The 13508-nt window shown below is 69.9% G+C and carries 6 protein-coding genes; 1 reads left to right on the top strand and 5 read right to left on the bottom strand.

Annotated features, from left to right (window positions below; all coding sequences use genetic code 11):
* Positions 1–11 precede the first annotated feature (11 nt).
* The 5 genes from ACIPVB_RS04530 to ACIPVB_RS04510 form a co-directional block, all read right to left on the bottom strand.
* A complete protein-coding gene (locus tag ACIPVB_RS04530) occupies positions 12–611 on the bottom strand; it encodes a hypothetical protein (protein WP_400367348.1) in 600 nt (199 codons plus the stop codon).
* Positions 612–819: 208 nt separating this feature from the next.
* The gene (gene rpoC, locus ACIPVB_RS04525; protein WP_400367347.1) at positions 820–4695 is read right to left on the bottom strand and encodes a DNA-directed RNA polymerase subunit beta'; all 3876 of its coding nucleotides are present in this window, start codon (positions 4693–4695) and stop codon (positions 820–822) included.
* A gap of 56 nt (positions 4696–4751) precedes the next feature.
* Entirely contained in the window at positions 4752–8249 is a 3498-nt protein-coding gene (locus ACIPVB_RS04520; protein WP_400367346.1) for a DNA-directed RNA polymerase subunit beta, read from the bottom strand.
* 272 nt (positions 8250–8521) lie between these two features.
* Positions 8522–10078 (bottom strand): 5-oxoprolinase/urea amidolyase family protein, encoded by a 1557-nt coding sequence (locus tag ACIPVB_RS04515; protein ID WP_400367345.1) that lies wholly within the window; start codon positions 10076–10078, stop codon positions 8522–8524.
* A complete protein-coding gene (locus ACIPVB_RS04510) occupies positions 10072–10824 on the bottom strand; it encodes a 5-oxoprolinase subunit PxpA (RefSeq protein WP_400367344.1) in 753 nt (250 codons plus the stop codon). Before ACIPVB_RS04510 ends, ACIPVB_RS04515 begins: the two co-directional genes overlap by 7 nt.
* A gap of 163 nt (positions 10825–10987) precedes the next feature.
* Between ACIPVB_RS04510 and ACIPVB_RS04505 the strand changes: the two genes are divergently transcribed.
* Positions 10988–12655 (top strand): ABC transporter ATP-binding protein, encoded by a 1668-nt coding sequence (locus ACIPVB_RS04505; protein ID WP_400367343.1) that lies wholly within the window; start codon positions 10988–10990, stop codon positions 12653–12655.
* Positions 12656–13508: the final 853 nt, after the last annotated feature.

The raw sequence follows: 13508 nt of genomic DNA, 5'->3' as shown, positions 1-13508 counted from the left end.
CGCACCCGTCGTCAGCGGCCGAAGAAGGCGTGGGATGCCACCACCTCGGCGTAGCCGGTCGGCATCCATCCCGAGAGTGTCGACGACACCCACCTGTCCCCGCGCAGGTCGTGCACCTCGGTGACCTCACCCGCGGTGCGCTCGCAATGCGGGGCGTCGTCGCCCGCCGTACAGGTGAACCCCTGCGCGGAGAGCGTGGACGTCACGGTCGCGACGGCCTCGGGCGCCAGGGTCGACACCGTGGTCTCGACGAAACGGCCCCCGTCACCGCGCCAATGGCAGGTGACCACGACGGACGCGGCGGCGGCGGCCGCCGCCTCGGGCGTCGACAGCGGCGGGGTGCGCCGTTGCGACAGCAGCGCCTCGGGCGACCACACGAGCGACGACCACAGCGGCTGCGAGTACAGGTGCCGGCAGTCCGTCGCCGGGGTGGGTGGGGGACCCTCATCCGCGGGAAGGGGGGCGGTGGCCGCGCGCAACGTGTCGCCCACGAAGGCGACCGCCCCCGGGACGCCGGGCAGGGCCAACACCACCATCGCCGCGACCGCGGCGGCGCAGAACAGCCCCGCCGGCCATGCCAACCACAGGCTGCGTCCACCGATCCGGGCCATGCGTTCCTCCGCGTCCACGGTAGGCGAACTCCCCCGTCGCGGGCCGCACCCGACACGCCGCGTGCGCGAGCCGCCGTGCGATCGTCACCGCGCGGATACGACGATGGCCCTCGGCGCGAGCCGAGGGCCATCGGGGTCGGGACGTCCGCGCCAAGGCGCGGCATCCCGGGATCAGGAGGGAACCGGGCGGACCCGGCTCCCCCCTTGATCAGTTGTACGTGCCGGGCGTGAAGTCGTCCGTCGAGAAGCTGTCGAAATCGACGTAGCTCAGGTCGGCATCGCTGTACGCGCCGTCCGAGGCGAAGATGCGGTTGGGGTACCGCTCGCTCTTGGCCTCTTCCGTCGCCTCGACCGTGACGTTGCGATACTTCGCAAGGCCGGTTCCGGCGGGGATGAGCTTTCCGATGATGACGTTCTCCTTGAGGCCGACGAGCGGGTCGCTCTTGCCCTCCATGGCCGCCTGCGTCAGGACGCGGGTGGTTTCCTGGAACGACGCCGCCGACAGCCACGACTCCGTCGCGAGCGACGCCTTCGTGATACCCATCAGCTCGGGGCGGCCCGACGCGGGACGCTTGCCCTCGCCGACCGTCTCGCGGTTGATGCTCTGGTAGCGCTTGAAGTCCACCAGCTCGCCGGGCAGGAGGTCGGTGTCGCCGTGGTCGACGACGGTGACCTTGCGCAGCATCTGGCGCACGATGACCTCGATGTGCTTGTCGTGGATCGGCACACCCTGCGAGCGGTACACGCCCTGGACGCCGTTGACGAGGTACTTCTGCACCTCGCGGGCACCCTGCACGCGCATGACCTCCTTGGGGTCGAGCGTTCCGACCAGGATCGGCTCGCCCACCGCGACGTGCTGGCCGTCCTCGACCAGGAGCGTCGCGCGCTTGAGGACGGGGTAGACCACCGGCTCGTCGCCGTTGTCGGGCGTGAGGATGACCTTCTTGGCCTTGTCGGTCTCGTCGATCGTGATGCGGCCGTCGGCCTCGGCGATCGGCGACGCACCCTTGGGGGTACGGGCCTCGAAGAGCTCCTGCACACGGGGCAGACCCTGGGTGATGTCATCGGCCGACGCCGACCCACCGGTGTGGAAGGTACGCATCGTCAGCTGGGTACCGGGCTCACCGATCGACTGGGCCGCGATGATGCCGACGGCCTCGCCGATGTCGACGATCTTGCCGGTCGCGAGCGAACGGCCGTAGCACTTCGCGCAGACACCGACGGCCGAGTCGCAGGTCAGCACGGAGCGGACCTTGATCGTCTCGACGCCACCGGCGACCAGCTTGTCGATGAGCACGTCGCCCACGTCGTCGCCGGCCTCGGCCAGGACCGTGCCCTGCGCGTCGACGACCGCGGTCGCCAGCGTGCGGGCGAACACCGAGTTCTCGACGTTGGCGTCCTTGACCAGCGAACCGGTCGAGTCGACCGCGGCGATCGGGAGCTCGAGACCCTTCGACGTCCCGCAGTCCTCCTCGCGGATGATGACGTCCTGCGAGACGTCCACCAGGCGACGGGTCAGGTACCCCGAGTCGGCCGTACGGAGGGCCGTGTCGGCCAGACCCTTACGGGCACCGTGCGTGGCGATGAAGTACTCGGCGACCGACAGACCCTCACGGTACGACGAGATGATCGGACGCGGGATGATCTCACCCTTGGGGTTGTTCACCAGGCCGCGCATACCCGCGATGTTGCGGATCTGCAGCCAGTTACCACGGGCACCCGACGAGACCATGCGGTTGATGGTGTTGTCGGAGGGGAAGTTGTCCCGCATCGCCTTCTGGACCTCGTCGGTGGCCTCGGTCCAGATCTTGATGAGCTCCTGACGACGCTCGGCGTCGGTGGTGAGACCCTTCTCGTACTGGCCCTGGACCTTCGCGGCCTGCTTCTCGTAGCCCGCGACGATCTCCGCCTTGTTGGGCGGGGTGAGGATGTCGCTCAGCGCCACCGTGACACCCGAACGGGTGGCCCAGTAGAAGCCGGCGTCCTTGATGCGGTCGAGGGATGCCGCGACCTCCACCTTGGGGTACTCCTCGGCGAGCTTGTTGACGATCTGCGACAGCTTGCCCTTGTCGGCCTGCTCGCGCACGAACGGGTAGCCCTTGGGGAGCGTGTCGTTGAAGATCGCCTGTCCGAGCGAGGCGTCGACGAGACCGTGGGTCTCGTAGCCCTCGGGCGCCTGACCCTCGAGGAAGGTCAGGCCGGGGATGCGGATGCGCGCCTTGGCCTGCAGGTCGAGGGTTCCCTCGTCCTTGGCCAGGATCGCCTCGCCCACCGAACCGAACGCACGGCCCTCGCCCACGGCACCCTCCCGCAGGGTGGTGAGGTGGTGCAGACCGATGATCATGTCCTGCGAGGGCAGGGTCACCGGGCGGCCGTCCGACGGCTTCAGGATGTTGTTCGAGGCGAGCATCAGCACGCGGGCCTCGGCCTGGGCCTCGACCGACAGGGGCAGGTGCACGGCCATCTGGTCGCCGTCGAAGTCGGCGTTGAACGCCGCGCAGACGAGCGGGTGCAGCTGGATGGCCTTGCCCTCGACGAGCTGGGGCTCGAACGCCTGGATGCCGAGACGGTGCAGGGTGGGTGCACGGTTCAGCAGAACAGGACGCTCGCGGATGATCTCCTCGAGCACGTCCCAGACCTCGGGACGGTAGCGCTCGACGGCGCGCTTGGCCGCCTTGATGTTCTGCGAGTGACCGAGGTCGATCAGGCGCTTGATCACGAAGGGCTTGAACAGCTCGAGGGCCATCTGCTTGGGCAGACCGCACTGGTGGAGCTTGAGCTGGGGCCCGACGATGATGACGGAACGGCCCGAGTAGTCGACGCGCTTTCCGAGCAGGTTCTGGCGGAAACGACCCTGCTTTCCCTTGAGCATGTCGCTCAGGGACTTCAGGGCGCGGTTGCCGGTACCGGTGACGGGGCGACCACGGCGACCGTTGTCGAACAGCGCGTCGACGGCCTCCTGCAGCATGCGCTTCTCGTTGTTGACGATGATCTCGGGGGCACCGAGGTCGATCAGGCGACGGAGGCGGTTGTTGCGGTTGATCACACGACGGTAGAGGTCGTTCAGGTCGGAGGTGGCGAAGCGGCCACCGTCGAGCTGGACCATCGGACGCAGCTCCGGCGGGATCACCGGGACGACGTCCAGCACCATCGAGGCCGGCGACATGCCGGTCTGCAGGAACGAGTTGACGACCTTCAGGCGCTTGATCGCGCGGATCTTGCGCTGACCCTTGCCCTCGGAGATCTGCAGGTGGAGGCTGTCGGCCTCGGCCTGCAGGTCGAAGGTCTCGAGACGGCGCTTGATCGACTCCGCACCCATGTGGGCCTCGAAGTACTGACCGAAACGGTCCTGGAGCTCGTGGAAGACGTCGTCCTCGGGCTTGAGGGCGCCGACCTCGAGCGTGCGGAAGTCCTCCCACACGCGCTCGAGCTTGGCGATCTGCTCGTCGGCGTTCTTGCGGGCCGCCGTCATGTCCTTCTCGGCGGCGTCCTTGACCTTCTTCTTCTGGTCGGCCTTGGCGCCCTCCGCCTCGAGGGCGGCGAGCTCCTCCTCGAGCTTCGCCAGGCGCGCGGCGATGCGGGCATCGCGGCGGTCGCCGAGCGTCTTCAGCTCGAGACGGATGTTGTTCTCCTGCGTGGCCAGGTCGCGGTGACGAGCGTCTTCGTCGACCGAGATGACCATGTAGGCGGCGAAGTAGATGACCTTCTCGAGGTCCTTCGGCGCCATGTCGAGCAGGTAGCCCAGGCGCGAGGGCACACCCTTGAAGTACCAGATGTGCGTCACGGGCGCCGCGAGCTCGATGTGGCCCATGCGCTCACGACGGACCGAGCTCTTGGTGACCTCGACGCCGCAGCGCTCGCAGACGATGCCCTTGAAGCGGACGCGCTTGTACTTTCCGCAGGCGCACTCCCAGTCGCGGGAGGGTCCGAAGATCTGCTCGCCGAAGAGGCCGTCCTTCTCGGGCTTCAGCGTGCGGTAGTTGATCGTCTCGGGCTTCTTGACCTCACCGAAGGACCAACGACGGATGTCGTCGGCGGTGGCCAGACCGATACGGATCTGATCGAAAGTGGTTGATTCGAGCACTGGTTCTCCTGTGTCGGAATTCTCTGAAATCTGAGCTGGGTCGCTGAGCTGGAAGCTCAGATCTCGTCGATCGACGAGGACTCGAAGCGGCTGGAGATGTTGATGCCGAGCTCCTCCGCGGCGCGGAAGGCGTCGTCATCCGTGTCGCGCAGGTTGACCGCGGTGCCGTCGGCCGAGAGGACCTCGACGTTCAGGCAGAGCGACTGCATCTCCTTCATGAGGACCTTGAAGGACTCGGGGATGCCGGGCTCCTGGATGTTCTCGCCCTTGACGATGGCCTCGTACACCTTGACGCGGCCGAGGATGTCGTCGGACTTGATCGTGAGGAGCTCCTGCAGCGCGTACGCGGCACCGTAGGCCTCGAGCGCCCACACCTCCATCTCACCGAAGCGCTGACCACCGAACTGCGCTTTACCACCGAGCGGCTGCTGGGTGATCATCGAGTACGGGCCCGTCGAACGCGCGTGAATCTTGTCGTCGACGAGGTGGTGCAGCTTCAGGATGTACATGTAGCCGACCGAAATGGGCGCAGGGAACGGCTCACCGTGACGACCGTCGAACAGGATGGTCTTGCCGGTCGAGTCGATCAGCCGGTCGCCGTCGCGGTTCGGGATCGTCGAGTCGAGCAGACCCGCGATCTCCGCCTCGAAGGCGCCATCGAACACCGGCGTGGCGACCTTCGTGCCGGGGGCGGCTTCGCGAGCGACCTCGGGCAGCTGGGCGGCCCACTCCGGGGTGCCCTCGACCTTCCAGCCCTGCTGGGCGATCCAGCCGAGGTGCAGTTCGAGGACCTGACCGAAGTTCATGCGGCCGGGGATGCCGAGCGGGTTCAGGATGATGTCGACCGGCGTGCCGTCGGCGAGGAAGGGCATGTCCTCGATCGGGAGGATCTTGGCGATGACACCCTTGTTGCCGTGGCGGCCGGCGAGCTTGTCGCCCTCGGTGATCTTGCGCTTCTGGGCGATGTAGACCACGACGCGGCGGTTGACGCCCGAGCCGAGCTCGTCGTCGCCGTCCTCGGCGTTGAACTCCTTGACGGCGATGATCGTGCCCTGCTCGCCGTGGGGCACCTTCAGCGAGGTGTCGCGGACTTCGCGGCTCTTCTCGTTGAAGATCGCGCGGAGCAGGCGCTCCTCGGCCGAGAGCTCGGTCTCACCCTTGGGGGTGACCTTGCCGACGAGGATGTCACCGGGACGCACCTCGGCGCCGATGCGGATGATGCCGCGGTCGTCGAGATCCTTCAGCAGGTCGGGGCTGACATTGGGGAGGTCACGGGTGATCTCCTCTTTGCCGAGCTTGGTGTCGCGCGCGTCGACCTCGTACTCCTCGATGTGGATCGAGGAGAGGGTGTCGTCCTTCACGAGGTCCTGGCTGAGGATGATCGCGTCCTCGAAGTTGTGACCCTCCCACGTCATGAAGGCGACGAGGAGGTTCTTGCCGAGGGCGAGCTCGCCGTTCTCGGTCGCGGGACCGTCGGCGAGGACCTCGCCGGCCTCGACGCGCTCACCGGCCGAGACGACCACGCGCTGGTTGTACGACGTGCCCTGGTTGGAGCGGTCGAACTTGCGCAGGAAGTAGTCCTGCGTGCCGCCCTCGTCGAGCTGGACGGTCACGACATCGGCCGAGACCTCGAGCACCACGCCGGCCTTGTCGGCGGTGACGACGTCACCGGCGTCGATGGCGGCGAAGCCCTCCATACCGGTGCCGACCACGGGCGACTCGCTGCGCACGAGCGGCACGGCCTGGCGCTGCATGTTCGCACCCATGAGGGCGCGGTTGGCGTCGTCGTGCTCGAGGAACGGGATGAGCGAGGTCGCCACCGACACCATCTGGCGCGGCGAGACGTCCATGTAGCCGATCTCGTCGTTCGGGAACAGGTCGACTTCGCCACCCTGGCCGCGGCGCGCCAGGATGCGGTCCTCGACGAAGTGGCCGTCGGCCTGCAGGGCGACACCGGCCTGAGCGACGATGTGGTCGCTCTCTTCGCTCGCCGTGAGGTAGTCGATCTGGTCGGTCACTCGGCCGTCGACGACGCGACGGTACGGGGTCTCGATGAAGCCGAAGGCGTTGATGCGGGCGAACGATGCCAGCGAGCCGATCAGGCCGATGTTCGGGCCTTCCGGGGTCTCGATGGGGCACATGCGGCCGTAGTGCGAGGGGTGGACGTCGCGGACCTCGACGCCGGCACGCTCACGCGACAGACCGCCGGGGCCCAGGGCCGACAGGCGGCGCTTGTGAGTCAGACCCGCGAGCGGGTTGTTCTGGTCCATGAACTGCGACAGCTGCGAGGTTCCGAAGAACTCCTTGATCGCGGCGACGACGGGACGCACGTTGATCAGGGTCTGGGGCGTGATCGCCTCGATGTCCTGCGTGGTCATGCGCTCGCGCACGACGCGCTCCATGCGCGACAGGCCGGTGCGGACCTGGTTCTGGATGAGCTCGCCGACGGCGCGGATGCGACGGTTGCCGAAGTTGTCGATGTCGTCGGTATCGAGGCGGATCTCGGCCGCCTGGCCACCGCGCACACCGTCGAACGTGACGTCACCGCGGTGCAGACGGACGAGGTACTTGATCGTGGCGACGATGTCGTCGACCGTGAGCACCGAGTCGCTGAGCGGCTTGTCGAGACCGAGCTTCTGGTTGATCTTGTAGCGACCCACCTTGGCCAGGTCGTAGCGCTTGGCGTTGAAGTAGAAGTTGTCCAGCAGCGCGCGGGCGGCCTCGGCGGCGACCTGCTCGCCCGGGCGGAGCTTGCGGTAGATGTCGCGAAGCGCGTCTTCCTTGGTGAGGATGGTGTCCTTGGACAGCGTCTCCTCGATCGAGTCGAAGCCGCTGAACTCGGCGAGGATGTCCTCGCTGGTCAGGCCGAGGGCCTTGAGGAAGACGGTGACCGACTGCTTGCGCTTGCGGTCGATGCGCACGCCGACCTGGTCGCGCTTGTCGATCTCGAACTCGAGCCAGGCACCGCGGGAGGGGATGACGCGCACCGACACGATGTCCTTGTCGGAGGTCTTGTCGGGGGTCTTGTCGAAGTAGACACCGGGCGAGCGCACGAGCTGCGACACCACGACACGCTCGGTGCCGTTGATGATGAACGTGCCCTTGTCGGTCTGGAGCGGGAAGTCGCCCATGAAGACCGTCTGGGTCTTGATCTCACCGGTCTGGTGGTTCATGAACTCGGCCTCGACGTAGAGCGGGGCGGCGTAGGTCTTGCCGCGCTCCTTGCACTCTTCGATCGAGTACTTCTCGGGCTCGAGGTAGGGGTTCGTGAACGAGAGCTGCATGGTCTCGCTCAGGTCTTCGATCGGGGAGATCTCCTCGAAGATCTCTTCCAGACCGCTGATCTCGGGCACGTCGGTACGACCGGCGGCTTGGGCCTCGGCGACGCGCGCCTTCCAGGCCTCGTTGCCGACGAGCCAATCGAACGACTCGGTCTGCAGGGCCAGCAGATCGGGAACGGTCAGCTTGTCGGAGATCTTCGCGAACGAGAGGCGGGATGCTCCGCGTCCGCTCTTGGGGGTGGTGGTGGTGGATGCGGTGCTCGCAGCAGCCAAGGGAATAACCTCCAGAAGCCCGGGCGAGGGGCTCGTGATTCCTTGTCGTCAGGTGGAGTGCGTTCCTGCCCCCAGAACCTGCTCGTCGCACACCGCGGTGAGGCGGGGACGGACAGGCTCAGCCGACCACCATATGAGGGCAGGGGGAATCGAGGAGCGCAAAGTCCAAGCATACGCGGGAGGACTCGCCGTGTCCAGTCCAATTCTTGACGCGTCTGCGGACCTGCGGTATAACCGCGTGCGCCCGTCCGCCATTCCCTTCCACGACCGCGTCAGCCGCGCCGGAACCGCACCCGATTCCCCGGACGCGCCTGCGCGAGAGCGTCGAGGGCGGCATCCGCAACCACCCCGATCACGGGATACCCCCCGGTCACCGGCCCGTCCGCCAGCAGGATCACCGGTCGACCGTGCGGCGGCACCTGGACGGCTCCGGGGCGCATGCCCTCGCTCGGCAGTTCCTCCACGCGCGTGCGCCCGAGCGCGGGACCGTCGAGGCGGATGCCGACGCGGTCGGCGTCGGAGGAGACGGTCCAGCTCGCCCCCACGAGAACCTCGACCGCCCCGACGACGAACCGATCGGCGCGCGGCCCGGGCCGCAGCGCGACGTCCACCACCGCGGGCGGAACCGTCCAGGGAAACGCGTCGACGACCGAAACCGGCCGCGCCTGCCCACCCGACGAGACCGCGTCGCCCGCACGGAGGGGCGCGGGTCCCAGTCCGCCGAGCACGTCCGTCGCGCGCGAACCGAGGGTGACCGGGCCGACGACTCCCCCGCGCACCGCCAGGTACAGCCGCAGGCCCGCCCGCGCGGGGGCGACGAAGAGCTCGGCGCCCGCCGACAGCAGCACCGGGGCGTACGCGTCGACCGCACGGCCGTCGACACGCAGATCGGCGAGCGCCCCCGTCACCGCGATCCAGGTCTCGCGCTCGGCGCGGACGCGGAAGCCGCCGAGGGTGATCTCGATGCCGGCGGCGGTCTCGGCGTTGCCGACCAGGCGGTTCGCGACACGCAGCGCGCCCCGGTCGAGAGCGCCCGAGCGCGCGACCCCGAGGGCGGCACGGCCGGGACGCCCGAGGTCCTGCACGGTGGCCAGTGGACCGGACGCGAGGACGCGAAGGGCGGTGGCGGAACGAGAGGGGGCGGTGACGGCATCCGCTGTCTCAGCGGGGCCGCCGCGACCGGAGGCGGCGACCGGTACGCCGCGCACCCGCTCGCGCGCCGGCACGAAACGCACGCGCGCCCGCGGCGGCAGGAGCACCGGGTCGGCGGCATGCGGATCGAACAATGCCGCATCCGTCGAGGCGATCAGACGCCAGCCCCCGGGCGTCTCGCGGGGATACGCCCCGCTGAACGCCCCCGCGAGCCCCACCGCCCCCGCCGGCACACGCGTGCGCGGCCGAGGGAGGCGAGGGACGTCGAAGGGCCAGTCGTCGCTGACGAGATAGGCGAAACCCGGCGCGAAGCCGGTGAAGGCGACCGTCCACTCCGCCGCGGTATGGCGGGCGACGAGGTCGCCGGGTCGGATGCCGACGAGTGCCGCCGCGTCGTCGAGATCGGCGCCGTCGTACCGGACGGGGATGTCGACGCGGGGGCCGGGGGGCGCGGCATCCGCGACCGTGGTCGACGCCTCGCGGATCCAGGCGACGACGGCCGACGCGGCGATGCGCGCGGGGTCGAAGGCGACCAGCACCGTCCGAGCGGCGGGTACGAGGTCGTCGACGCCGCCGGGCGGGTCCGCGGCGAGCGCGGCGTGCAGACGCAGGACGGCGGCCAGGTCGGCGACCTCGGCGAGCAGCGCCCGCTCCCCCATCGGCCGGATCGTCACCATTGTGCGCGCACCTTTATGCCGGCCTCGTCCAGGGCGGCGCGCACCGCTCGCGCCATCGCCACCGCTGAGGGCGTGTCGCCGTGCAGGCAGAGCGAGGCGGCGCGCACGGCGACGACCGTGCCGTCGACGGCCTCGACCACGCCGTCGCGCACGAGCCGCAGCGCCCGCTCGGCGACGCGGTCCGGGTCGACGACGAGGGCCCCGGGCCGGTCACGGGGCACCAACCCTCCGGTCGGGGTGTATCCGCGGTCGAGGAAGGCCTCGTGCACGAAGGGCAGACCCGCGGATGCCGCGGCCGCGGCGATCGATCCGGGGAGTCCGAGCACGGGCAGGGGGCGTCCGAGGCGCGCCGAGAGATCGGCGACGGCGGCGACGAGGGCCCGGGCCTGCCCGGCGTCGGAGGTCACGGCGTGGTACAGCGCCCCGTGCGGCTTGACGTAGCGGACCTCGGCACCGGCGGACACGAGCGCATCGAGCTGCGCGGCAATCCGCACGCGCAGCTGCACGGGGTCGGGGTCGCGGCGGACGCGGCCGAAGTTCTCGCGGTCGTCGTACGAGGGGTGGGCCCCGACGGCGACACCGAAGCGTCCGGCCCGATCGACGGCGGCCCGCATGGATGCCGCGTCGCCCGCATGACCCCCGCACGCGACGTTGGCGCTCGAGATCACCGCGAACATCGCCTCGTCGTCGGCGGTCGGCATCCCCTCGACGGTCTCGCCGAGGTCCGCGTTCAGGTCCACCCGCATGCCGCCACGGTACCGGCGGGACGGGTGGTCGATGCCCTCGTCGTCGCGATGAGCCCGGGCCGGGGGCGCGAGCGGGGGCCGGGCGGGCGCGGGCGCGTTACGGGGGTGTGACGATGTGCGAGAAAAGGTGGGCGAAACCGCCCGCGCACGTGAGGATGGGGGGATGACCTCCGATGTCGCCGGTCCCCCCGCTCCGGCATCCCCCCAGCCCCTGCTCTCGGTCCGCGATCTGGCCGTCGACTTCGCCACCATGGACGGGCCCGTGCGCGCCGTCGACGGGGTGAACCTCGACATCCACGCGGGCGAGACCATCGCGATCGTCGGCGAGTCCGGCTCCGGCAAATCGACGACCGCCATGGCGATCATCGGTCTGCTGGCATCCGGCGGGCGCGTCGCCCGCGGACGAATCCTGCTCGACGGCGAGGACCTGACGACCTTCGGCGAAGCGCGCATGCGTCAAGTGCGCGGTCGCCAGATCGGCCTCGTCCCGCAGGACCCGATGTCGAACCTCAACCCCGTCGCCAAGATCGGCACGCAGGTCGCCGAGACACTGCTCGCGCACGGTCTGGCCGATCGCTCGACGGTGAAGGCGAAGGTCGTCGAGGCCCTCGAGGCCGCGGGACTCCCCGATGCCGACAAGCGGGCGACCCAGTATCCGCACGAGTTCTCGGGCGGCATGCGCCAGCGCGCGTTGATCGCGATCGGCCTCGCCTGCCGACCGCGCCTGCTCATCGCCGACGAGCCCACGAGCGCCCTCGACGTCACCGTGCAGCAGACCATCCTCGACCAGATCGACAAGCAGACGGACGAGCTGGGCGCCGCCGTCCTGCTCATCACGCACGACCTGGGCCTGGCCGCGGAACGCGCCTCCACGGTCGTCGTCATGCACCGCGGACGCGTGGTGGAGCAGGGGCCCGCGCGGCAGATCCTCGAAGACCCCCAGCACAGCTACACCAAGTCGCTCGTGGCGGCGGCTCCCTCGGTCGCGGCCGTGCGCCTGCGCCCCGAGGATTTCCGCACCGACCGCGAGGTCGAGGACACCCGCGATGACATCGTGCAGATCGAGAACCTGACCAAGATCTACCCCGTCCGCGGCCGCGGGGACGACTTCCGGGCCGTCGACGACGTGTCGCTGTCGATCCCGCGCGGTCAGACGGTCGCGATCGTCGGCGAGTCCGGCTCGGGCAAGACGACGACGGCGCGGATGCTGCTCAAGGTCGTCGAGCCGACGAGCGGGACGATCCGTTTCGACGGTCAGGACGTCTCGACCCTGAAGGGCGACGCGCTGCGGCAGTTCCGCCAGAAGGTGCAGCCCATCTTCCAAGACCCCTACTCGAGCCTGAACCCGATGTTCACGGTGGAGCGGATCGTCGAAGAGCCGTTGAACGTCTACAAGCGCGGGTCGAAGGCCGACCGGGCGAAGCGGGTGCGGCAGTTGATGGACGACGTCGCCCTCCCGGCATCCATGCTGCGTCGCTACCCCTCGGAGCTCTCGGGGGGCCAGCGCCAGCGCGTGGCGATCGCGCGTGCACTCGCCCTCTCCCCCGAGCTCATCGTGTGCGACGAGCCCGTCTCGGCGCTCGACGTGCTGGTGCAGGCGCAGATCCTCGATCTGCTCGGAGACCTGCAGCGGGAGTACGGCCTGAGCTACCTCTTCATCTCGCACGACCTCGCGGTGGTGCGCCTGATCAGCGACTACGTGTGCGTCATGAAGGACGGCCGCCTCGTCGAGGCGGCCTCGAGCGAAGAGGTCTTCACCAACCCTCGCGACCCGTACACGCGGCGCCTGCTGGCCTCGATTCCGGGCAACGAGTTGGGGCTCGCGGGCTGACGCGGCGGGCCGGGCTGCGGGGCGGCCGGGCGGCGCGGCGGGGCTGCCGAGCCCGGGCGGCGCGGCAACCGGCCCGCGCGGCGCGGCGGCCGGGCCGGGCGGCGCGACGCAGGGCCGGGGCGGCGCGACGCAGGGCCGGGGCGGCGCGACGCACGGCCGGGCGGCGCGACGCACGGCCGGGCGGCGCGACGCAGGGCCGGGCGGCGCGGCACGGGGCCGGGGCGGCGCGGCGCACGGCCGGGCGGCGCGGCACGGGGCGAGAACAGGGGATGCCACCAGAACAGGCCGATATGGCCGGAGACGGCCTGTTCTCGTGACGCCGCCTGTTCTCGTGACGCCGCCTGTTCTCGTGACGCCGCCTGTTTTTATGACGCCGCCTGTTCTCGTGACGCCGCCTGGTCTCGTGACGCCGCCGGGTCGCCGCGGCACCGACGCCACGACCCCGACTCGCGCGCGGGGACAGACCGGAAGACGCGCGCCGGGGTCAGACCAGAACGCGCGCGGTCATACGTCCGCGGACGGCGCGGGGCCCCGGGGCGCCACCCTCCCCGTCACCAGAACAGGGGATGCCACCGAAACAGGCTGACACGGCCGGAGGCGGCCTGTTCTCGCGACGACGCCTGTACTCGTGACGCCGCCTGTTCTCGTGACGCCGCCGGGTCGCCGCGGCACCGACGCCACGACCCCGACTCGCGCGCGGGGGTCAGACCGGCAGACGCGCGCCGGGGTCAGACCAGAACACGCGCGGTGCAACGCCCGCGGACGGCGCGGGGCCCCGGGGCGCCACCCTCCCCGTCACCAGAACAGGGGATGCCACCGAAACAGGCTGACACGGCCGGAGGCGGCCTGTTCT

The organism is Microbacterium sp. NPDC090007 (assembly GCF_044748345.1).
In the GTDB taxonomy this organism is placed as follows: domain Bacteria; phylum Actinomycetota; class Actinomycetes; order Actinomycetales; family Microbacteriaceae; genus Microbacterium.
Note: the sequence above shows the minus strand (reverse complement) of the source record. Positions and strands in the feature narration are given on the sequence as shown.